This window comes from Coprothermobacter platensis DSM 11748, assembly GCF_000378005.1.
In the GTDB taxonomy this organism is placed as follows: Bacteria; Coprothermobacterota; Coprothermobacteria; order Coprothermobacterales; family Coprothermobacteraceae; genus Coprothermobacter; species Coprothermobacter platensis.
Genome location: NZ_KB899040.1, coordinates 1,115,608 through 1,139,016, shown reverse-complemented (window position 1 = coordinate 1,139,016; position 23,409 = coordinate 1,115,608). Strand labels below are relative to the sequence as shown.

The following is a 23,409-nucleotide window of genomic DNA, read 5'->3' as shown; positions in this document are numbered from 1 at the left end:
ACCCAAATAGTAAAAAGGCAAATGATGGTATGATCTTTTCCTGCTCAGGAGGTGGGTGAAGATTATTTGTACCATTTACTCTGAGCAAGGTACATACGTTTGTAAAGCCCGTCATGAGCCATCAGCTCCTCATGGGTCCCTTCTTGAACGATGTGGCCATGATCCATAACTAGAATGCGGTCCGCAACACTGGTAAGTGCAAGCCTGTGCGTAACAATGATGGACGTTTTATCTTTGGATAGTTCCATAAATGTACGATACAGCTTTGTCTCCTGAGTAGGATCTATAGCAGATGTAGGTTCGTCAAGAAGAATCATATAGTGAGCTCTATAAAACCCTCTGGCTATAGCCACCTTTTGCCACTGTCCACCCGATAAATCAATACCATCGAACTCGCGAGATAACATCGTATCTTCGCCTTCAGGGAATATCTCTTTTCTCACAGAAAGATCTGCTTTTTGTAAAGACCGTTCAACCTTTTCTTGATCCATTTCCGTTTTGGTGTTACTTATAAATACATTTTGTGCTAAGGTCATTTTATAGCGTTGATAATGCTGAAAAACACAGGACATACCAGCCATAAGTGTTTCCCTATCAATATCGCGTGTATCATGTCCACCTACAATAATAGTGCCTTTGTCGGGAATATACAGGCCACAAAGTAGCTTTACGAACGTGCTTTTACCGGCTCCATTCTCACCCACAATGGCAACTGTTTCACCGCTGTGAATGACTAGTGAGACATCTGATATGGCTTTTTCTGTGCTTCCTGGATAACTAAAAGATACACTTCTTACAATGATTTCTGGAGCTTCCCTGAGTATTGCCTTTTTGCCTTGATATTGTTCTTCAGTTAAGAAGCTTAGAAAGTTATTCACGCTACCTACTCTTTTCATGCTTCTACCTAAAACATAAAAAATGAATTGCTCAAGCATACTCATAAGCATATCGATGGATGCCAACACAGCTCCAAAACTGGCTACAGATATGGTGCCATTTAGTAAGTACATAACAAGCAAGAGCAATGTACCAACGTAACCTGACAGGGTGAACAATTTAAATGTGAGTTCAATACGAGCTGATTGAACCTGCGTTTTCATTGTTTCGTGGTTCAGCGAAGCCAAAGCTCCTTTATATACATTAGAAAAGTAGTTAAACGCGCCCAAAGAACGTGTTTCTTTAAAATAATCCTTACCTATGATGCATTGCTCGTAATGTTCATACTTCCTTCTGATAGGAGCCACATTATCTTCCAGTTTTGTATATAATCTGCCCTTAAAAGCTTGGGAGAAGATATCAGGCACAAAGAATAGTACAATGACCAGAAGGAGCATGGGGCTTAATCTATATAAATAAACACTTATGACCAAAAAATATGGGATATAAGCAAAAAGGGCATCTAATATATCTATTGCCAATTTGAACGTGTTTTTTAGCCCCTCTTGGGCTTTGTTTATCTTTTCAAGAAAGGTAATATCTTCGAAGTTAACTGGGTCCTGTTTTTCGCACTTCCTATTGAGCATTTCCCCAAGCTTTCCTGTAACCTTACGCTCATAATCGAAGGAAATAACGTCATTAAAGCCATTAAGAACTGGATTAGCCGCGATGCATACGAAAAGAAACAAAAGCGCATAAAAAATGTTTGCGAACGGTGTACTCCCTACGGCGTAATACTGAATAGCATGGAAGAATCTGTCTAAAGCAATAGTGTTCAAACCAAGAAACATACCAAGAAGTAAATCAATGGTGCATATGCTTAAGAGCTGCAGTGGGTACATCTTTATAACAATAGGTATTATGCGAAAAATCGTTGAGAAAAAAGAACCTTGTTTATTCTTCTGTGCCATAGATGTACCAACTTCTCTGACTATTAAACATCGTTGAGTAAATACCATCCATACTCATCAATTTTTCATAATTGCCTTGTTCCACAATGCTTCCGTCATCAAAGACAAAAATGACGTCAGCAAGTTTTGTTGAGGCCAAACGGTGGCTTATAAGTATGGTCGTTTTTCCTTTATTAATCTTCTCAAAATTCTCGTAAAGTTTGCTTTCACTTATAGGATCCAAAGCGGCTGTCGGTTCATCCAATATTCTTACCGAAGCATTGCTTACCAGTGCTCTTGCTGTTGCAATGCGCTGCCACTGTCCACCTGATAAATCTACACTTCCTTCGCTTATCCGCCCTAAAGAAGTTAAAACTCCCTCAGGCAAAGATTCTATAAGGCTACTAAGTTCCATTTCATTTATGGCTTCATAGACTTTATCTTCGTCAAAGTTGTTCACATTGCCAATAGCTATATTGTCAAAAAGAGAAATGCCATATTTGGCAAAATCCTGATACACTATGGCGAACATGGATTTAAGTTCAGATGAGCTATAGGCTCCTATGGGGATACCATTTATAAGTATTTGTCCAGAAAAATCGTTATATAAACCTGTAAGCAATTTTGTGATTGTAGTTTTACCAGAACCATTGGCGCCTACAATAGCGTAATGTTTGCCCTTTTCCATGAGAAAAGATACATTCTTAAGTACATCTCGGCATAGACCAGGGTAAGAAAAAGTCACATTCCTAAATTCTATCGATTCTACATCTGAGACCTTACTGCTAGGAGTAGATAACCATTCTTTATTATGCTGGAGTTTTAATAAACCACTTAAATCGGAAAGGTATTCTTTATCTTCTGCAATGGCTTCTGTATATTCTGGCAGTTCCCACGAAAGATCTGGAATAAGTGCTATGATGCTGTTTATGATAGAAATATAAAGCCCTATGGAAAGTGCCCCATTTTTAAGCGGTACTACAAGCACAAGAATAATGCCCAATATCATAAGAGACGTCAGTATGCCACTTATCTCAGATTCCTTAAGCCACTTAAGACTTGCACTTAACTTTATTTTCCTCGCTGTTTCATATTGGCTGTGCCACCATTCATTTACCTTTTCCGAATAGTCGAAAATTGTCCGTTCATGCACCGCATCGCGCCCTTGCAAAACCTCGGACAGATAATGCGCTTTTCTATTGTGCTTTTCTGCTAACCTTTCCGCTTCGTAGTTCTCTTCTCCACCCTTCATGGCTACCATGAATACAAGAGCCGCTATGCCTGCGACTACTAAGGTGGCCCACCAAACACGCAAAAAAAGTATGACCATGATACCACCAATCTTCAAGATTAGGCCAAAGGCGCTGAGCATACGCTGGTAAGATTGGGATGCTCTTGCTTCAGGCTCCCTGCATACACGCGATATGAGATCCATGCTTTCTTGGTTCTCGATATAATCGTATCTAACTGATGCAATGTTCGTTGTCAAATCGATGCGAAAGCTTTTTCTTAAATTGTTTTCAAGCTTAGTAGCAATTAACTCCACTAAAAGTGGGTAAAGCCACATATAAGCAGTACAAATTACCATGATGAATATAAATAAGAAGATGCTGTTTTTGCCTGAGCCATTCTTCGAAAAACTTATAGCCGAATCAATGAATTTAGAAGTTGCCAATAGATAAACAGTAGGGACAATGCCCCCACATACATTCAGAGCACCCAAAAAAACGGCTTCCAGTGGTGAATAATGCGGTACAATTTGCACAAGATTAGCCACGCCCAGCTTATCTTTCATAAATGGATTATATGTTTTCAATTCACATCGACTATTCCCCTCTAATTAATTGCTAAAGTAGACATAATTGTCGACAATTCTTTGAAAGTGATCCGGTGCTTCCTCCAATATACCCACAAAATGCTGCAATGCGTATTGGTAACCTTGTCTTTTTTTACATTCATAACCGGATAAAAAAGGCAAATCCCGACTTGAAAGGATATTCGCTGTACAACTGCGGCAAATATTCTTGGCCCAACAATTTTTACAGAGATTATTATTCTTCGAATTACAAGCTTTTACAAGTTCATCATCAACATCATAATTTATAAGTCTAAAGCAGGGATGACGTTCGCCTTTCGTATCGAAGGTCTCTGAGTATCCTTTAGAAAGCTCAAAACAAAAGGTATCGCTTCCTAGGCCATACAGTAGCGCTTCAATGACTGAGAAATTCAGGAGAGGTTCCCCACCAAAAAAGCTAACACGAAGTATATCTACGTAATTGTTCAATATATATTCAAGTGCACGGTCTGCACTTTGTTTATCCATTATGGGTGCTGCATTAACATCAAAAAAGTTTTCTTTTTCATAACAATAAACGCAACTGGGATTACAGATAGAACTAACACAAAAGATGGCTTTCCCGAGAAAGCCTTCTGGGAAGCTATGCATGATGCAAGTATCACCTTTCACTTTCTAGCACGTGAATTACTCAGCTTCCTTCTTGTGAACCCCACAATTGTTAGGGACAACGATAACGTTTTCTGCGTTGCTAGACTTCACCTGAACGGCTTCCATCACGTAATTCCCTTCTAAAGATTTTGTATATTCCTCAGTAGGGGAATATGTTCATATAATAACAGATATAATTGCCACTCTAGTCTGCAGAATAATTCCATATCGTCATAGAAGCACAGGTAGTTACAACAAAGTACCTTGAAAGTTTTAGGGAAGAAATAGCTTCATCGACTCTGTTTATATGTCAACTTTCTTATTCCTTCCTATTTGACGATGCATGGATATTTGAACATCATAAGTCTAGTTTCACGAGCATGACCGCCGGGAAAAATAGTACAAAAAATTTAAAGATAGAGTGAGCGATTAAACCTCAATAAATCTTATTTGAGCGTATAACACGGCTCTCTAAGTGCGATCGACTCATGTGCTTCATTTTTTTTTGGGGGTTTCTTGTGTCAAATGGCTAATAAGTTCTGCACTATCAGCATTTTACATTTGCAAAATGCAATTGATTTGCTGAAGCAGAACCTTGAAGCTCTAGTTAAAGCTGAGGATTATACAGTAAAGTCTGTTGTATAAAAAGTTGCTAGTTTTAATTGGTATTTACGTTTAGGAAGCTTGCCTTCATACATCTTTGCCACTTCAAACCTCGGCCATACTGATTACTTTTTCTATAGCTCTTGACAGCTAAAATAACGATACGAAAGGAAGCCGCACAAGATCCATGTGATAGGTTGCCGTCTTCGAAAGAGTAGTTTCTCAGTGTCCTTTCGTAAATCTTGGTGTTATGTAACATGAGATTGCTGGTATGTTTTATAGGCTCCCGACGGTGCTGGTAAAACAACTATGATGAGGCAGGTGCTTAGGCTTCTCAAGCCTACTTGGTGTACGATTACATTATTGGGGCAAGACGTTGTAAAAAACCGCTGGCTGCTAAAGGGGAAGTTGGTTTTGCTTTGAAGTTTGAAGACTATAAAGCTGAAGGAGCAAAACGTATGGTTGAGAGAAGCACGGGAATATTCATGTTACTTGATCTTGCATGAAAAGCGAGGAGGCACATCTAAGAACTAATCAAGACCGTTTATTAAAGGTTCATATTAGGTATAAGTTGGGCTATTTTTTTAGGTTGATTATTGATTGCATTTTTCCTATGGCGCTTACGTTATCAACAAATGACATTACGATTGTATATTTCAATTTTATAAGCTGCTGGCTTAATTAGAGAGGGCTTCCGCATACTAAGGAAGCCCTCTCTTTCTAACTAATGGTAAGTTATATTTATGGTTTTTGTACTATTTGACCAATCAACAGTGCAGCCTAAAGACTCTGCTACAAACCTCAGTGGAACCATCGTTCTACTACTTATTATTTCAGGTACAACCTTTGCATTTGCTGGATCTATTAATATATTTTTCCCGTTTACTTTTGCAGTGTTCTTGCCTATCCATAAGCTTATGGCGGTTCCACCATACTGTATGTCCACGCGTTTATTCTTTGCGTCCCATTGAACTTGCCCTCCCATGGCTTCTACAACGGCTCTTATGGGAAGTAAAGTCCGGCTGTTTTTAATTACAGGCGGAGCATCCAGCGTTTTTGTTTGGTCATTTACTTGGAACTGCTGCTTGCCCACCACAAGCTCGATAAGATTGAGTGGTTGCAAATTGATTGTTACATACTTTGTGTTGTCTACTTTTATATAGCCAAGCATAGTTTTATGGGCATTTATGGTTACGACGTTATCACCCACGAGAAGGGGAATATCTATGGTGAATGCGCCACTATCATCTACTTCTACATTTTGGCCGTTGATTTCTATCGTGTTACCGACATCAGTTTTGCCCACGAGTGTAAAGGTTGGATCTGGTTGAAATACATATTTTGTAACGGTAACTTCGTTTGGAATATTAAGCGCTATTGTAGGAAGAGTGATTTCCGGACTGTTTTTTACCTCTATGTAACCCGATGCGGTATCGATATTTACATCGAGAAATTCCATATTACCAAAGCCCAAGTCTGATGCAGCCAGCACATATTTATACCTGCCATTTTTAACTGGAAGCCCTTCTTTATCGAGCCCGTTCCATGAAGCTTCATAGTGCCCTATAAGTAATTTATCCTTGGAATACGCTATCGCAATGGTAGAGTTGTTTTCATCAAGAATGCAGAGCTTCACAAGGTACACATGATTACCAAGGTATCCCAACGGTATAGTTGTGGTAGTATCTACCAGCATTGAACCTGCTTTTAAGGTAAAATCAATCGTTGCTGTGCGCTGTCGTGGATTACTAAAATCAATTGTGGATGATAAGGCTTTGACATCGCCTAACTTGGAAGGCCTGCTTTCTGTAACTGGGAACCACCAAGCGCTTGGATCATTCCAGATAAGCACAGGCACGTGAAGCTGCGTTGTTCCGTTGCTTACCCAGATTATGGCTTCATGAGGCCCTTTCTCCAATTTATTTAAATCGGCAGATGGTGTGAGTGTTATTGTGGCAGAGGCATCTTTAGGTAAGTAAACTGTGCTTGCAGAGAGAGATAACGTGAGCCCATCATTTGCGCCTAAAGCAAAATTCCCTAGTGTAAGCTGCACTGATGCCGTTATGTTCTGATTCACTCCACTTACGTTTCTTATTGTTAAATTAATTGGTTTTAAATTAGTTGCCGTTAGAGAGATAGAGTAGGGCGTTATAAGCAGCGGTGTCTTCATGGAAGCTAACGCATCTATTCTACCGGCACCTTGCAACAACATTGTTATTGGTTCGTTATTATCCTCGTTACTTAAAATAGTTGATGTGTTCATTAATGCAGCTCTTATATCTTGTTCACTCCAGTCTGGATGCCCTTGTTTTAAAAGAGCTACCATGGATGAAACTATGGGAGCAGCAAAGGATGTTCCTGATGGTTCATAGTAACCAATTTCCATTGCAGTTGTGTAAACAAATCCTGGTGCAACTAAATCTGGTTTTAGTCTGAAGTCTACAGATGGTCCCATAGAGGAGTAATCATCTATACCATTAGTAGATTCACCATCTGAGTGAGACGCGCCCACTGTAATCACATTCGGCTGTGTGAATGTTGTCATGAGTGGAGCAGAGAACCCCGCTTGGCAAAAAGAAGGCGCCAAAGGTTCTGAACAATAAAGAGCTGAACCGTAGTTGCCAGCCGCAGCTACTAACGTTACACCCAAATTGTCTAAATTCTCTATTACTTTTTGTCCGTAAGCCGCATTTGTGGAAATACTTTCTACCATGGATATGTTTATTACATTTGCTCCATCCTTGGCGGCTTTATCGATGGCTGGAAGAATGTTCTCTACTGCTGAAAGCACGCCAGCAGTAGAAGTGCTGGAAGTAAGTGTAGGCATGACTTTATAAGCCAGAATTTTTGCTTTTGGTGCCACTCCTTTGATACCACCATCTGCTGCCAATATGCCTGCAACTTCTGTTCCATGGCCCACTTGATCCATGGGGTCATTATCATTGTCTCCAAAATCATATCCACCTATGACCTTGCATGTAGGACCAAAGCATCCTCCTAAATCTGGATGTGTGTAATCTACTCCAGTATCGATGAGTGCTACAATCATTCCGCTACCAGTTAATTCATCACCTACAGCATCCTTCATCTGCCACACATCGTTTAAGTGTATTTCTTTGTACAAATCATCATTTATCTCTATATAGGTAGGTGTAAGTGTTTGCGCTTTTACAATAGGCGAATGTCCCATATAGTTGCCTAACTTGTCATAAGTTGGTTCTTCTATCAAGTAAACAGAGCCTATTTCTGCAATATCAGTTATACGTTTTATATCAATACCTTTTATTTGTAGCGTAAATCCATTCAGTGTCCAAGTGATGTTGTAACCTATTTTTGCATCAGGAACCAGTTGTTTGATTTCGGCTATCGTTTGTGCCTGTTTTTGTAGAAGTTTAGTTTCGTATTTAGTTGCATTTTGGTCAGCTTTGATCGTATTTGCATTCAAATGGGAAATCCCTTTACGGTGTTCATATTCAATTACAGGCGCGTCTTTCAAGGTAATCAGCACACTTTGAAAGGACGTGGATGTCAAAACTGCTGGTGGAAGAGTTGAAAGTATTTTATTTGATGTGTTTGCTTTTAAGGGTGTTGGCATTATTATTGGACACAGAAGTCCCAATGTAAGAAAGATTACCGTAAGCCTCTTGATTGTTTTTGTCATTAAACTCACCCTCCCCGGATACCACCTTGTTTATACTCCGCATTGTAGCATGACAGAGGTATTTTTACTCTGCTATATGGAAATGGCTGTTGCCCGTTCCAGAGCTATGAAACGAGCCACAGCCATTTTTTGCCCATAATTTTGAAGATGTTAAGAACTATTTGCCTTGCTTATTTATAAAATCATTAAGCTGTGCTAAAAACTTTTCTGTGTCAGTTATTCCTTTAATCTCGAGCAACCTGCCGAGCGTTCCTGGGAATGGTCCATCTCAACCAATAGGTGAGACCCCTTGCTCGGTAAGATAGGTTACTGCACCGGGAATTCTTACAATGTCTTCCACCGGTGTTTCTAATGTGATCACCATGTACAATCTCCTTTCCATAGGCTGCTTTTAGTATAATCCTGTGGGATTTTCATCAAGGCTAATGAATATGTTTTTGATCTCGCTGTACTCATCTATGATCATTTTATGGGTTTCTCGGCCAATACCCGATTTCTTGTATCCACCAAATGGAGTACCCGCAGGTAGATTATTATATTGATTCACCCATACTTTACCGGCTTCAATGCCCCTCGCAACCCGTATAGCACGATTGATATCTTGTGTCCAAACAGCTCCTGCTAAGCCATATTGCGTGTCATTAGCCATGGCAATAGCATCCTCTTCATTCTTGAATTTGATCACACATGCAACTGGCCCAAAGATTTCTTCTTGAGCAACTCTCATCTTGTTATCAACATCGATTAATAAAGTGGGTTTCATAAAGAAGCCTTTTGCCAATGGACCCTCAGTGTTCCTTTCTCCGCCTACAGCTACTTTGGCTCCTTCCTTTTTTCCAATCTCAACATAAGAAAGAATTTTATCCAACTGCTCTTGACTCACTTGAGATCCCATTTGCGTATCGTGTTCCCACGGCAACCCCACTTTTACCTTTTTGAAGGCTTCAACAAGTTCTGCCACAAATTTGTCATAAATATCTTCTTGCACAAAGATGCGTGAACCAGCACAGCAAACTTGTCCTTGGTTATACAAAATTCCCATTTCAGCACCGTCGATAGCTTTTCTCCAATTGCAGTCAGAGAAGAAGATGTTCGCAGATTTTCCACCTAATTCCAACGTTGCAGGGATCAGCTTTTTAGTTGCGGCTTCAGAAACGCTGTAGCCTACTTCTGTAGATCCTGTAAACGCTAATTTGCGGAAATCAGGATGATCGAGTAAGTATTGCCCTGTTGTGGAACCTCTGCCTGTGACAATATTTATTACACCCGGAGGAACAATAGGTGCAATTAATTTCGCCAATTCTAATAAGCTAAGTGACGTGTAGTTCGATGGCTTAATGACTGTACAGCATCCCGCAGCTATTACTGGTGCAAGCTTCCATGCTGCCATAAGAAATGGGAAGTTCCATGGTATGATTTGTCCAACTACGCCTATGGGCTCGCGAAGGATGATGCTAAGGTTATTACCAGAACCAGGGTCATTGATTATGGATGCTTGGTCTTCTTCGCTTCTCACAACGCCTGCAAAGTAGCGGAAATGGTCAGCACCAAGCATGATGTCTCCCATACTTTCGCGGATTGGCTTACCATTGTCCATCGTTTCAATCATGGCAAGCTTCTGCTTGTTTGCATCGATTGCATCTGCGATTTTCATTAAGATGTCTTGACGTTCTGCTGCGCTGACATTCTTCCACGATTCAAATGCTTTCCATGCGGCTTTCACAGCAGTATCCACATCTTCCTTTGTCGCTTCTGGAAAACTAGCCAATAGCTCACCGTCGGCGGGGCAGTAGGACTTAATCGTCTTACCGTCGCTGGCATCTACGAATTTACCACCGATCAGCATTTTGTAGCTGTCGTCCCACACTTTTTGTACTTCCATAATTTTTCACCCCCGACAACTTATAACTGACCGCATTTTATCACTTTTTGGGGAGATAGTATACTTACAAAAACAAAACCATTCAAAGTAAACGGATGGCAGGAGGGCAGAAGGGCAGCAAAGACTCCTGCCCTCCAAAGTAGGACATTGACTGTTTTTACTGATAGAAGCGTGGCTAATAGGTAATTGTTATAGTTTTCGTCTTGTCATCCCAGCTGACCTGACAACCAAGCGATTCAGCTACAAACCTTAGAGGTAGCATCGTTCGTCCATTGATTATCTCAGGCACTACATTAGGATTGTTTTCATCAATTTGCTTTACTGCACCGTTTACAACCGCTATGTTATTGTTAATTATCAAGACAATAGAGTTGTCCTTATAGTTTATTGCTACTTGTTTTTTTGCTTCAGACCAAGCTACAGTGCCTCCCATAGCTTCTACAACTGCTCTGATAGGCAGCAAAGTCCTGCTGTTCTTGATTATCGGCGGGCTGTCTAAAGTCATAGATTTGCCGTTTACTTTGAATACTGGATTGCCTACTTGCAGTTCTATAACGTTGGCAGCATGTATAAAATTTACGGCTACGGATCATAACTTTGTATTATTCAAGTAAACGTACCAGTATATGAATCCAACAAAAAAGGCTCCACCTACGATGTTGCCAAGTGTTACAGGTATTAGGTTTTTAGTAAAAAGTGTGCTCGCGTTGACATTAGAAAAACTGCTTACTGTTTTTCCAGTGGCTGCAATCACACTGGGCACGGATTTTAATAAAATGCCATAAGGTATGAAAAACATATTTGCCACAGAGTGCTCAAAAGACGAAGCTACAAAAGCCATGATAGGAAAGTAGATGCCGAAAAGCTTGCCTACCACATCTTTGGATGCTGTAGCTAACCATACTGCCAGACAAACAAGCCAATTGCACAAAATGCCTCTGAAAAACGCCTGAACAAATGTGAGAGAGGTTTTTGATGCTGCTACCTTAAGAGCATTCGCGCCAACTAAGTTACCATTTAAGCTCCAAGTACCAGCTAAGAACAGAAAAAGGGCGACAACTAAAGCTCCAACAAAATTACCAGCGTACACAACAAACCAGTTCTTTAAAAGATCGCCCCACGAAGCTCTTTTCTGCAAAACGGAGATGATAATGAGGTTATTACCTGTGAACAATTCTGCTCCACACAGTATAACGAGCATCAAGCCCACAGTGAATACGCTGGCAGAGAGAAACTTTGAAAATCCAAATCCCATGGTGGTATCGGAACCTACTAAAAGAAAGAGTTGAGCCCCGAAAGCAATATATGCGCCAGCGAGCACAGCAAGTACAAACATTTTGGAAATGGGGAGCTGACATTTGTTAGCGCCTGTTTCCACCCATTTCTCTGCTATTTCTTTCGGCGATAACAAGTTCGTTTGGTCCATGTTTTCCCTCCTGATAAGATTATGTAAAAAACTTGAAAGGCAAGATTGCTCCACTTAATTTTAGCAGTGCCAATAGGATATGATCCAAAAGTTTTATATGCACATAGTTTATGCACTCGCTCAAACTTGGCTAATATCAAAAACCAGCATTACGGATAAACAGTTATGCGTATAGTGAAATGTGTATAAATATAGTATCCAAGTATTGGAATTATTTCCACATAAAACCTAATATAAGCTTGGAATATGTGGAGGTGTATAATGCCAAGCAAGAGACATGCAATTGCACTTAATATGCAGATGTCTCCTTTTCAACTTGTGAAGGAGAGTGAAATGAATGGCAGGAAGATTGGAAGGTAAAGTTGCACTGATTACAGGAACAGGAACGGGGCAAGGGAAGGCAGCCGCCGTACTGTTTGCTAAAGAGGGCGCGAAAGTTGTCGGCTGTGGAAGGAGAGAAAACTTACTGGAGGAAACGGCACAAGAAATAGCAGCGTTTGGTGGAGAATACAAATACTTGAAAACAGACCTATCAAAGGAAAATGAAGTTAAGGCGTTAATAGATTTCGTCAAGGACACTTATGGGAAATTGGACATACTTTACAACAATGCTGCACATCCAGAATTTGCTCCGTCATTTCTTGAATTAGACTGGGAAAAGTGGAGCAAATCTATGGACAACGAGCTGAACATGGTCTATTGGAGTTGTCATTACGGACTACCACTTCTCATTGAAAATGGTGGAGGAGCTGTCATAAACACTTCTTCCATACTTGCGCTTATGGGCGGGCAGGGTCTCAGCTTTGCTGCACATAGTGCAACAAAGGGCGCCATAATTTCTTTTTCCAGACAGCTTGCAGTGGAATATGCTCCCCATAACATAAGGGTTAACGTCATATGCCCAGGTATGGTGGAAGCCGATATTACTAAACCGTTCATAGAACAACCGGAAGTCGTTCAACAATGGATAAACAGGCACCTTATAAAAAGGCTTGGTAAACCAGAAGACATCGCTTATGCTGCTCTTTATTTGGCTTCCGATGAAGCTTCTTGGGTGACCGGATCTGTGCTGGTAGTCGACGGAGGGTGGACTGCTTATTAGGCCGTAAAGCGTAACACAAGGTTACATTTAGAAAATTTAAAGGATAAGGCATCCATCATTAAAGCAAAGCTGTGATGCCTTATCCTTTTTGCTTTGAACTAATCATATACTTTAGAAACATCGCACAATCGCTTTTCCTTGCAATGGCGTCATCCTTTAAAAACATGGGTAGCTCATTATGTGTCTACTTAGTTGTGGGCCATGCATATTGTCAACTCTGATCAAGTTTTGTAGTAAGAAGTGCTCGTCATTATTTAGGAGCCTGTTTGACTGATGAAATATCATAAACTTGAATGTTGTCACTCCTGCTATAAGATCGTAGTTCGTGACTGGGTTTATGACTCCACAATTTCTTATGCCAATCTTTTCAAGATCTTTTTTGCAGTGGGGAAAAGATGATGCAATTTGGGAAAGAATCAATTGGCTGTTTACGTATCCTGCTAAAAGCATTAATTTGTGTCAATTGTCCAAATTTGGTATATGAGCTTTTGCGTACTTGAGTACATCATTGCTGCTCTTAATTAAGAAAAATATACATCGCAAATAGTTCCGATGTGATGGCTATTGACAAGATGTGATTTTATACATACAATGATCATATATCAAATATTTTTGATATGAGGTGATTACTTGGATACAAAATATAAGGAGCAAGCAAAGATATTTAAAGCATTTTGCGATGAAAAGCGTCTACAAATACTTGAGCTTTTGCGCAGTGGTGAGAAATGTGCCTGTGTCCTTCTTGAACAATTAGACTTGGGACAGTCAGGGCTTTCATATCATATGAAGATTTTAGTTGATTCAGGTATTGTGGAGAGCCGACAAGAAGGAAAATGGGTGCACTATAAGATCAGCGAAAAAGGCAGTGCTTACGCAGTTGCGCTGCTGAAAGAGCTAACAACGCCGAACGCATGTTTAGATGCGAATACATGTTGCAAACAATAGAAACCATCACCCGTATGGCTTTTATGAAGCAGAAGACGTCAAAATTATTTGATATGAGGTTTTCTAAATTGAATGTAGGATGTTTCTCAAGATGCAAACATTAAAAGGGATTTGGGATTTTATTCAATATCAAATTCTTGGCATGAGATGGCTCGATGAACTGATAGGAAGTGCCCTTTCCGGTATGGGGCTGGAAACATCCACCCGTTTGGGCGGAAGTATCGAGTTTTTTGCCTACGATGTTATCAAAATCACTATATTGTTGTGCTTTTTGATTTTCTTTATCAGTTATATTCAGAGCTATTTCCCGCCTGAGCGCAGTAAGAAGATATTGGGTCGGTTCCATGGCATCTGGGCTAATTCAGTTGCGGCTTTACTTGGTACAGTAACGCCGTTTTGTTCCTGCTCATCCATTCCACTGTTCATCGGTTTTACATCGGCGGGGCTTCCTGTTGGGGTAACGTTCTCGTTCCTCATCTCTTCCCCCATGGTCGACTTGGGTTCTCTGCTTCTGCTAATGAGCATTTTCGGTACGAAAGTAGCCGTCATATATGTAATCGTCGGACTCATTATCGCTGTCATTGGCGGTACGATTATTGAAGGGCTGCACATGGAAAGGCATGTGGAAAGCTTTGTTATGACGGCAGGAAGCGTAGACTTAGAATCACCCAACCTGACTATCAAGGAGCGCTTGGCTTATGCGAAGGACCAGATGCTGTCCACCTTTAAAAAGGTATTCCCATATATCCTGATCGGCGTGGGCATCGGGGCCGTTATTCACAACTGGATTCCCGAGGAATGGGTGGTCGCGGCCCTGGGCAGTAAAAATCCGTTTGGCGTAGTATTGGCTACTCTTGTCGGCGTTCCGATGTATGCCGATATATTCGGTGTCATCCCGATTGCACAAGCCCTGTTATCAAAAGGGGCCAACCTCGGGACTGTTCTTTCGTTCATGATGGCCGTCACCACGCTATCTATACCATCTATGATTATGCTGCGTAAGGCGGTCAAGCCGAAACTGCTGACGTTGTTCATCGTAATTTGCACTATTGGTATTATTGTAGTAGGCTACTTTTTTAACGCTATTCAGGGATTTATTATATAGAAAGGGGTATGATAAACATGTTACCATTCGAAAAGAAAGAGGAAGAAACAACATCCTGCAGCGGAGGAAACTGCGATGCAGAAAATATGGCAAAGGCCGAACATGCTAAAGACGAGGGCGCGAGCGTAAAGATCCTCGGAAGCGGGTGCGCAAAATGCAATCAGCTTGAGGCGGCAACAAAAGAGGCACTTAAGCTACTTGGCATGGATACTACCATTGACCATGTAACGGATTTCTCGCAGATTGCGGCCTATGGCGTCATGACAACGCCTGCTTTAGTAGTTGATGGGAAAGTGGTCTCTTACGGTAAGGTTTTAAGAACGGAAGAGATTGTAAAGATACTACAAAAAGTCAGACCTCAACAACAAGTGTAGATTTTAAATTTATACGTCTTTCAAAGAATTCTACACACTGCTTCCCTGTATATGTTCCATCACCTTAGGCCCATGATGTAGCTATGCCTTTGAACGGGCTTGTAAAGTGGGCGGCGACTTCTGTGCTTAAGGCACGCTTGGGAACTTATCGGCTTATGGCTAAAACCTCATCATGAGCCTTTTTGTTAATTACTTCGGTAGCAGTGGAATATCTAAAGGATTGATGAGGTCGTTCGTTGTTGTAAAAATTCCAGATATTCTGAAATTTCTTTTCGCGCTTGCCTCAGCGTTTCACCCAAAGGATCAAATACAATCCTGATGCCTGCTACCCTGAAGCTTTATATATTATTAGCTCAGGCTTTATAACATCACACAGGTAGTTTAAGACTGCTGATTACACAATTAGCATCGCATTTTTTTTTTTTTTTTTTTGATAGATATACCCATTCCTATGAATGACTTGTATATTTATCTATTGACAAAATATTTCTACTGCTGTAGAATGATATTGTAAATTAGACATAAGTAGAAAGAAGGGGAAACATGAAAAAGGTTATAAAACGATTGCCTGATTCCGAGCTGGAGATTATGAAGATTATTTGGGATGCCAATCAACCAGTAACATCTGCATACATCAGTGAGAAGCTGAAAGGCAAAAGGGATTGGAAGATTACATCCATACTTACGTTTCTTGCACGTCTAACCAACAAAGGTTTTATAGAATGCCGTAGGGAAGGGAAAATAAACATATACACTCCTGCAATAACTGAGCAGGAATACTTGGAGAGGGAAAGCAAAAGCATACTGGAGAAGTTATACAACAACTCGCTGACAAGTTTTGTAACAGCGTTATATGAAAGCAACTCAGTAAGCGAAGAAGAACTAATAGCGTTAAAGGAATATATAGAGGAATTAACGAAGGGGGAATAAAGGATGCTTGAATGGTTGTTCCATAATGTGGTGCAAGTATCCATAGCAACCTCCATTGTAATAGGAGCAATGTTTCTACTACTACCTTTGATGAATAAGAACTTTACTCCAAAGTGGCGGTACATAGTGTGGCTGATTATAGGCATAAGGCTGCTCATACCCTTAAGTCCTACAGTAGAAAAAGCGCCTGTAACCATACCATCGGTAAGTCAAAACATAGAAATAAATGTACCTGTAGCAAACAACACTGACATAAACTCACAAAGGGATATCACACCGATACATAGTGAGCCCATTGCAGAAGTGGCAAACACACCTGTGGAACACACGGTAACCCTTGCAGAAGTGCTTCCTATCATATGGATAATAGGGACACTGCTCTTTCTTGCTTACTACATCATAGGATACTTAGTGTTTAAGAAAAATGTACTACGTTTCTCAGATGAAGTAAGTGACGAAGGCACATTAAACATTTGGAAAGATATAAAGCAGCAGATGAAAGTAAAGAGCCGGATCAAGCTGATAAAGAGTAAGAAAGTACAAAGTCCAATGATGATAGGGTTCATAAAGCCCATGTTAGTAATGCCAAGCACAGAATACAGTGAAGAAGACATAGTTCTCATAATGGAGCATGAGCTGATCCACTACAAGCACAAAGACATATGGAGCAAGCTATTGGTGATAAGTGCGAATGCAGTGCACTGGTTCAACCCGCTGGTATACATAATGAGGGGAAGATTGAATGCAGACATAGAGATGGCATGTGACTCAGAGGTAGTAGAAGGGAAAGATAAAGAATTCAGGAAGCAGTATGGAGAGACGATACTGTCAGCGATACACAAAGGTAAGGAGAGCGGGACAGTATTATCGACATATTTTTATGGGGGGATGAAGGCAATGAGAGAGAGGCTGGGGAACATATTTGACATGAGAGGGAAGAGGAAAGGTATTATTGCTCTATGTGTAGTCATTATTGCTGTACTCGTTGTGGGAAGCATTGTGACTTACGGAAGTAATCAGCCTAAACCGATTACTGCTGAGGAAAAAACAGAGATAACAACCCTTTTGAACAACTTTGCTGATACGTTCACAAAAGTTGTTTTGATCGATCCGGAAGACCAAGTTATTAGCGAGATTAAACAGTACTATTCTCCGTACTTAACTGACAATCTGTTGGCAAAGTGGGAATTTGATCCGTCAGAAGCGTTGGGGCGAGTTACTTCAAGCCCATGGCCTGACCAAATTGAGATCATCTCTATGGATAAGTTAGATGAGCAGACGGTGAAAGTCAAAGGTTACATACTGTGGGTTTCAAGTGGAGGTGTGGGTAAGCTTGAGATAGATGATAAGGTACCAGCACTATTCATTGTAAAAAAAGATCCAGCGACTCAGAAGTTTTTAATAGACGAGGCTTACAGTAACAGCTATGCTTTATATGACACAATAGAGCTTACGAAAACATTGCGTACCGCTTTTCCTAGCGCCGGGTCTGAAAGCGAGCCAGTGGTTTCCGAGTTTTTGCCATTGGGAACTGCAACAGGACAAGGAGTAGCACTAGTTGATATGGGTACTGGTGGAGCTTACACAGAGTACTATACTGCGTGTTTCGTTTCTGGAAACAAGCTTCTGCTGGCAAAATTCAAAAACAGCGATGGAACAATAGAAAATAAATTCTTTGATAAAGGCACATCCACTAAGCATGAGGCTAATGTGTTTTTGCAGATGTCTGAGGAAAATAATAATAAGAACTTTGCTCTCTATTATTACAATGCAGAGCGCGATGACAATGGGAAAGTAACTGCCGTTTCGGCTGAAGTTTACGACTGGAGTGGCCAAGAGAACATCTTTGAATACGATGCAACAGCTTCGGAGAAGTTCAAAGAACAACTGGAAAATACATTAAACGTGGACAACGTTGTTCTTGCGCAACTTTACAATATGCTATATGGAACGTTGTTAGACAATTACTCCGATTATTACAAAGACATAACTATAAAGCTGTCTTTAGATGAAAGAGATGGAGCTTTTACAGAGGATGGCAATACCGTTAGTGCCATTTTTAATGCTGAGATCACGGCTACATTAAAAGCAGAAAAAGTTGAAGACATGCCGTTTGTGAAAGGCATGCTGGACTATCTTGATACTGTTAAGCCCACCCTTACTGCTTCTCAGCTTAAGGCTGCAAATGGTTTGATTGATGATTGGAAGTCAGAACTTAGTGGATATATTGGCAAACCGGAACCAACTTCTTATGCAACCTACAAAATAACGGCACAGTTGGACAAAAACAGGAATGTAGATGAGGACACAGTAAAGTTATTTAGTGAGAATGAGGGAAGGTTCTATTCTCTTCCCAACCCCATGTTTAATTCTGATGAGACTCAGTATAAAAACGGGCAGAATGCTATGAAAGAAGCCATAGAAAAGGCAAAATAAACCATAACAACAATTTTTGGGTGAGACATTTCGCTTGCAATCTGCGTCTTATAGATAATATGACCATATTGTGCATGGTTACGAATGGGGAGGTGTGTTCTGTTGAGAATAGAACATAATCTGGGAAAAGGGCTCTGCTTTATCCTAATGTTGTGTTTGGTAAGTGTGACAATTCCAATAAAGGTGACACATGCAGACACTGCACCGTTTTTCATAGGGGGTGTCAATATTAAACCATATCAAGAAAACAGTATTGAACTTTCCAAAGAAAACCTTGTAATTACATTCAATAAGGGAAATAATCCTGTGAACACTGCGGTCGATGTGGACGCTCAGTTTACCTTTGTAAATACCGGTGACAAGGTTTCTCTAAAGGTTGGTTTTCCTTTCAGCTTGGCTACCAAGCCTGGTTTTGATACGACCATTTCACTGGAATCGCTAAAAGTGAAGGTAAAAATAAACGGTAAAGAAATAACGCCAAGTTTTGTGGCATCCGGAGAGGGAAGTGAATACGCCCCGCTGATTTATTTCAACATGACCTTTGACAAGCATGAAACGAAAAACGTGGAAGTTAGTTACGAAAGTATGGCGGCTGGGGGTTATTTTTTGTATGTACTAAATACGGGCTCTTACTGGAAAGGTCCCATAGGCACGCTTGACATGACGTTTAAGTTTCCTTATGAACCGGCCTCTCCAAACGTGTTAAGTATTACGCCAGGAGGATATAAGGTTGATGGAAACGAAGTTGTTTACCACCTCACCAACTATGAACCTCTGCAGAACATAGAGGTGGAATTCCTTCCTTATTACATGTATGAAAAGGTAAACCCGTTTAGGCTGAAAGCAGAAGCAACAAGCAATGCCAAAGATTGGTTTGACTATGCCATGGCTCTCTTCCCCGAGAATCCATTAGCTTCCTTCGATGATTTTGTAAATTGGTACAGTACGTCTGCCTTTATGGACTATGTAAATAATGTTCTAAACAAAGCTATAAGTTTGCAAGACAAAAACAGCGGCGAGTACATTACTCTGAAAGAAATTTACGATGCGCACTATCGTTCTCCTGGTTCTTTCGTGGAAGGGCTCGATGCGATATTGAAATTAGATAGCAATTACATTAATTTGCCGCCAGATTCTATGACTACCATGCAGGAAAATGTTTCTTCCATAAAAAGTACCACCGAGGGTAAAGTTCTTGGTTATTTCTTGGAATACGTTGTGGTAACGGATTTGAAACAAAATCGACCTTATCAAGCACTTGCTGATTTTAATCAGCTCCTTACTATTGCAGGAAAGTACTTTGACAAGGAAGCATACACTACAGTTTCCCCTGTTGTGAATATTGCTATGGCTTATGCTATGGGGAAAGGTATAGCCAAGTATGTATCTCCGGCATTCACGGAGTGTTTTGTCCCATCGGTTATGGTGCAAGATCATACGGTCGTAATTCATTTTGATGTCCCATACGACATGGGCCTTGGCTTAACAGATTTCAGTGGAGATGATGTTCAGAGTAACCAGAAAGACTATCAAATAAATGGCTCTTTAGAAAAAACGCCCCCTTATGGCTATAATCTTACGTTATCTTTTAGAAAGAATCTCACGCCTACGGAGTTTAGTGGCGTTAAGAATGCACTCATTCAAAAACAGCGTGAGGCTTTCGGCATACCAGATGATTCGCACACGGTGAATCTACTTTATCCATATTTCTCTGATATATTGAACAATTTAACTATGAATGGTGGAAAACTGAGTGCTATTAAATCTTCTATTTCACTTACTCCTACTATGGAAATAGGTTTAGCCAACTTGATGAGGGAAATAAACCAGATAGTTACATCCGAGCAACAGTTTAAAGGAACTATTTTTGATGAAGCTTTTGGCAAAAACATGCTAACCTATCTGTACACTAATAAGTCATATTTTGACAATGTTCCTAAAAACAGCGCCATTACATTCAATTTACAGGAAAAGCAAAGCACAGAACCAAAAACCCCTGAAAGCACGTTGGTTGTGGTTATGGCTGCTGTGGTTGCTGCACTGCTTATAGCTATTGCCTTACTTATGGCAAGAAAAGACAAAAGTGAATATACGAACCAGTAAGGAAAACATTCCCAACGATGGATGCATAAAGTAACAAATGGCAGTGACGAGCATGCGATAAGTTTTGCTGACAAACTAAAAGGGGGTATCCAAGATGTTTTTGCTATGGATGCTTACCTTTATGGAATTACTTTCTATTATAGGTTTTTGTCTACTTTTTAATGTTCTGATAATCTCATTCGTTTGTGGTTTAGCGAAGTATTCTGTAAATAAGTCAAATGGCGGCAGTTGACCTTAAAAGTACGTGCTCGCTATTTCATCAAGTTATATATAAACTCCATATTCAGGTTTTTTCGTACGATGTCTGCCAATGCGTCATATTGTTCTTCTTTCTTTTGCTTGTAATCGATGTCCACGTTCATAGGAGGCAAGCCTTTTGTTTGCCTTATGTTGTTCAGCAAGCATGTTGTAAATTGCGTATTTTCAAAAATGCCATGTAAGTATGTTCCTAACGCTCTTCCTGAAGCATCTAATGCTATTAATTCTTTTTTAGATGCAATATCGTTTTTATTTCCGTTTGTTCTCCCCATATGGATTTCGTAACCTTTTACCAAAACATTAGAAAGCCCTTTTAACAAGCCTTCGTCTTTTGTTATCACATCTTCAGCGTTCACCGTCAGCTTCTCATTTTCAAATGTGGTCTCCATATCAAAAATGCCTAACCCATCACTTTCTCCACCTGCTTCAGCGCTCAATGGATCAAAAATCTTCTTCCCCATTATCTGATAGCCACCACATACTCCTATCACATAGCCACCTCTGTGATAAAAGTCAACGACTTTATCTACTATGCCTGCTTTTCTTATTGTTTCTAGGTCGCCTATGGTATTCTTTGAGCCAGGGAAAATGATGATATCTGGATTACCTATCTCTTCTGCGCTCTTAACATACCGAAGATTCACACCTGGATAGTAAGTTAATGGATCAAAATCTGTAAAGTTAGAAATGTGGGGAAGGAATATGACGGCAATGTCAATGTCTTTACCCTGAGAAATACTGTGTTCTGATGGAGTATCTTCTTCATCAAGCTTTAGATGAAAATATGGAATTACACCTAAAGTTGGAAGACCAGTAATCTCTTTTAGCATATCTAAACCTGGCTGAAGGATACTGATATCTCCGCGAAATTTATTGATTATAAAGCCCTTTATTCTGTCTTTATCCTTAGGGAGCAGCGTTAAAGTGCCAACTAATGAAGCAAAGACTCCTCCTTTATCTATATCGCCAACAAGCAAAACAGGGCAGTCTATGAGTCGTGCCATGCCCATATTAACGATATCGTGTTCCATGAGATTAATCTCTGCTGGGCTTCCTGCGCCTTCCAGAATTACGAAGTCATAATCTTTTTTCAGTTTATTAAATGCTTCCAGTATGATCCTTTGGAAGTGCGGTTTATAGTTTTCATAATCAACCGCGCACATATTCTGTAGCGGTTTGCCCATTACGATAACCTGAGAACCTGTATCAGAAGTGGGTTTCAAAAGAATAGGGTTCATTCTTACATCGGGCTCTATGCCTGCCGCCTCTGCTTGCATAGCCTGAGCTCGGCCCATTTCCAAACCATCTTTGGTTACAAAAGAGTTAAGCGCCATGTTTTGGGCCTTAAACGGTGCAACCTTGAACCCATCGTGTTTCATAATTCTAAGCAGCGCTGCTGTTAAAACACTTTTACCAACACCAGAGCCTGTTCCTTGGAGCATTAAACAACCCTGCACTTTTGTATTTATCTCCTTAATTAGACTTCATCAATGATTTTATCTTAGAATGTAGAAAGATGGTAAACGCTCTTTGTGATGGAGCATCGGAAAATCTGTCTAAAGATTAAGTTTCTACTTGTGGAAGCTGTGGGAAATAGGGGAGGTATCCCTGAACGATGAACAGATAAATCGATACATTTCTGATGTGTACGATGAGGAAACTAAGGAATTCAGAAACAAGCTGCCAACGTTGGATAAGACTTCTCAGCCTTTTCCTTCTATAAGCAATAATGTAGCTTCGCTGCTGCAACTACTGGTAGATATGATTCATGCGGAGAGCATTCTCGAAATTGGAACCAGTATCGGTTTTTCCACAATATTCTTAGCTCTTGCTACGAGAACATACGGTGGTGCAGTCACTACTGTCGAACTGGACAGTGAGACCGCTGCCAAAGCTAGAAATAACTTTTCTAAAATAGGTGTGACTGACATAGTAAAGCAACTAATCGGCGATGCAGAAGTTATTGTCCCTCAGCTAACGAGAACGTTTGATTTTATATTTCTGGATGTGGACAAATCTCTGTATCCAAAGTTATTTCAGCCATGCGTGCGCCTGTTAAGAAGTGGAGGCCTTCTTGTGGCTGATGATACCTTATTTCCTGTCTTAGAACTTGACCCTGAGTGGCATCATTTAGTGCAGCCGATAGATGAGTTTAACCACATGTTTGCTGGTAGCAAGGAGTTAGAAAGCGTGATTCTTCCGTTGGGTGATGGTGTTACGATTGCTCTGAAGAAATGAACCAAACGTGGCACTTGTTTCGCCTATAATAAATTGAGCTATATAAAATAAACGCTTTGGGGATAGTTAGAGGA

Annotated in this window: 16 protein-coding genes; 8 read left to right on the top strand and 8 right to left on the bottom strand. The window is 40.4% G+C overall.

Annotated elements, in window-relative coordinates; translation table 11 throughout:
* Positions 1-62: 62 nt before the first annotated feature.
* The 7 genes from D890_RS07640 to D890_RS0106080 all read right to left on the bottom strand — a co-directional run bounded on the left by D890_RS07640 (position 63) and on the right by D890_RS0106080 (position 11,844).
* Entirely contained in the window at positions 63-1,847 is a 1,785-nt protein-coding gene (locus D890_RS07640; protein WP_018963637.1) for an ABC transporter ATP-binding protein, read from the bottom strand.
* Entirely contained in the window at positions 1,831-3,621 is a 1,791-nt protein-coding gene (locus D890_RS0106125; protein WP_156802691.1) for an ABC transporter ATP-binding protein, read from the bottom strand. Before D890_RS0106125 ends, D890_RS07640 begins: the two co-directional genes overlap by 17 nt.
* 45 nt (positions 3,622-3,666) lie before the next feature.
* Positions 3,667-4,272, bottom strand: coding sequence for a 4Fe-4S cluster-binding domain-containing protein (locus D890_RS0106120; RefSeq protein ID WP_156802690.1), 606 nt, complete (start codon positions 4,270-4,272; stop codon positions 3,667-3,669).
* 1,327 nt (positions 4,273-5,599) lie between these two features.
* The gene (locus D890_RS0106100; RefSeq protein ID WP_018963631.1) at positions 5,600-8,536 is read right to left on the bottom strand and encodes a S8 family serine peptidase; all 2,937 of its coding nucleotides are present in this window, start codon (positions 8,534-8,536) and stop codon (positions 5,600-5,602) included.
* A gap of 391 nt (positions 8,537-8,927) precedes the next feature.
* Positions 8,928-10,418, bottom strand: a complete 1,491-nt coding sequence (locus tag D890_RS0106090) for an aldehyde dehydrogenase family protein (RefSeq protein WP_018963629.1) — start codon at positions 10,416-10,418, stop codon at positions 8,928-8,930.
* A 175-nt stretch (positions 10,419-10,593) separates the two neighbouring features.
* Complete coding sequence (locus D890_RS0106085; RefSeq protein WP_040363495.1) at positions 10,594-10,989, bottom strand: copper amine oxidase N-terminal domain-containing protein; 396 nt, start codon at positions 10,987-10,989, stop codon at positions 10,594-10,596.
* A gap of 18 nt (positions 10,990-11,007) precedes the next feature.
* The gene (locus D890_RS0106080; RefSeq protein ID WP_018963627.1) at positions 11,008-11,844 is read right to left on the bottom strand and encodes a formate/nitrite transporter family protein; all 837 of its coding nucleotides are present in this window, start codon (positions 11,842-11,844) and stop codon (positions 11,008-11,010) included.
* 337 nt (positions 11,845-12,181) lie between these two features.
* Between D890_RS0106080 and D890_RS0106075 the strand changes: the two genes are divergently transcribed.
* The 7 genes from D890_RS0106075 to D890_RS0106045 all read left to right on the top strand — a co-directional run bounded on the left by D890_RS0106075 (position 12,182) and on the right by D890_RS0106045 (position 20,839).
* On the top strand, positions 12,182-12,946 hold the full coding sequence (locus D890_RS0106075; RefSeq protein ID WP_018963626.1) for an SDR family NAD(P)-dependent oxidoreductase: 765 nt from the start codon (positions 12,182-12,184) through the stop codon (positions 12,944-12,946).
* Between the two features lie 630 nt (positions 12,947-13,576).
* On the top strand, positions 13,577-13,891 hold the full coding sequence (locus tag D890_RS0106070; protein WP_018963625.1) for an ArsR/SmtB family transcription factor: 315 nt from the start codon (positions 13,577-13,579) through the stop codon (positions 13,889-13,891).
* Positions 13,892-13,982: 91 nt separating this feature from the next.
* Complete coding sequence (locus D890_RS0106065; RefSeq protein WP_026291337.1) at positions 13,983-14,996, top strand: permease; 1,014 nt, start codon at positions 13,983-13,985, stop codon at positions 14,994-14,996.
* A gap of 17 nt (positions 14,997-15,013) precedes the next feature.
* Positions 15,014-15,370 carry a thioredoxin family protein gene (locus D890_RS0106060; protein ID WP_018963623.1) on the top strand — a complete coding sequence of 119 codons (357 nt, stop codon included), beginning with the start codon at positions 15,014-15,016 and terminating at the stop codon, positions 15,368-15,370.
* A 543-nt stretch (positions 15,371-15,913) separates the two neighbouring features.
* Positions 15,914-16,300 (top strand): BlaI/MecI/CopY family transcriptional regulator, encoded by a 387-nt coding sequence (locus D890_RS0106055; protein WP_018963622.1) that lies wholly within the window; start codon positions 15,914-15,916, stop codon positions 16,298-16,300.
* 3 nt (positions 16,301-16,303) lie between these two features.
* Positions 16,304-18,736: a M56 family metallopeptidase gene (locus tag D890_RS0106050; protein ID WP_018963621.1), complete on the top strand. Its 2,433-nt coding sequence runs from the start codon at positions 16,304-16,306 to the stop codon at positions 18,734-18,736.
* 102 nt (positions 18,737-18,838) lie between these two features.
* Positions 18,839-20,839 carry a hypothetical protein gene (locus D890_RS0106045; protein WP_018963620.1) on the top strand — a complete coding sequence of 667 codons (2,001 nt, stop codon included), beginning with the start codon at positions 18,839-18,841 and terminating at the stop codon, positions 20,837-20,839.
* Between the two features lie 251 nt (positions 20,840-21,090).
* Here the strand turns inward: D890_RS0106045 and D890_RS0106035 are convergent, their stop codons facing one another.
* Complete coding sequence (locus D890_RS0106035) at positions 21,091-22,539, bottom strand: cobyric acid synthase (RefSeq protein ID WP_040363577.1); 1,449 nt, start codon at positions 22,537-22,539, stop codon at positions 21,091-21,093.
* Positions 22,540-22,672: 133 nt separating this feature from the next.
* Here D890_RS0106035 and D890_RS0106030 point away from each other — a divergent pair, with 133 nt between their 5' ends.
* Positions 22,673-23,335, top strand: coding sequence for an O-methyltransferase (locus tag D890_RS0106030; protein ID WP_018963617.1), 663 nt, complete (start codon positions 22,673-22,675; stop codon positions 23,333-23,335).
* The last annotated feature ends 74 nt before the right edge of the window (positions 23,336-23,409 follow it).

Excerpts from the sequence above, each read along its gene's own strand:
- D890_RS0106080 (WP_018963627.1), bottom strand. The coding sequence starts at position 11,844 with ATGGACCAAACGAACTTGTTATCGCCGAAAGAAATAGCAGAGAAATGG.
- D890_RS07640 (WP_018963637.1), bottom strand. The coding sequence starts at position 1,847 with ATGGCACAGAAGAATAAACAAGGTTCTTTTTTCTCAACGATTTTTCGC.
- D890_RS0106090 (WP_018963629.1), bottom strand. The coding sequence starts at position 10,418 with ATGGAAGTACAAAAAGTGTGGGACGACAGCTACAAAATGCTGATCGGT.
- D890_RS0106060 (WP_018963623.1), top strand. The coding sequence starts at position 15,014 with ATGTTACCATTCGAAAAGAAAGAGGAAGAAACAACATCCTGCAGCGGA.
- D890_RS0106120 (WP_156802690.1), bottom strand. The coding sequence starts at position 4,272 with ATGCATAGCTTCCCAGAAGGCTTTCTCGGGAAAGCCATCTTTTGTGTT.
- D890_RS0106075 (WP_018963626.1), top strand. The coding sequence starts at position 12,182 with ATGGCAGGAAGATTGGAAGGTAAAGTTGCACTGATTACAGGAACAGGA.
- D890_RS0106055 (WP_018963622.1), top strand. The coding sequence starts at position 15,914 with ATGAAAAAGGTTATAAAACGATTGCCTGATTCCGAGCTGGAGATTATG.
- D890_RS0106050 (WP_018963621.1), top strand. The coding sequence starts at position 16,304 with ATGCTTGAATGGTTGTTCCATAATGTGGTGCAAGTATCCATAGCAACC.
- D890_RS0106100 (WP_018963631.1), bottom strand. The coding sequence starts at position 8,536 with ATGACAAAAACAATCAAGAGGCTTACGGTAATCTTTCTTACATTGGGA.
- D890_RS0106035 (WP_040363577.1), bottom strand. The coding sequence starts at position 22,539 with ATGCTCCAAGGAACAGGCTCTGGTGTTGGTAAAAGTGTTTTAACAGCA.
- D890_RS0106065 (WP_026291337.1), top strand. The coding sequence starts at position 13,983 with ATGCAAACATTAAAAGGGATTTGGGATTTTATTCAATATCAAATTCTT.
- D890_RS0106125 (WP_156802691.1), bottom strand. The coding sequence starts at position 3,621 with ATGAAAGATAAGCTGGGCGTGGCTAATCTTGTGCAAATTGTACCGCAT.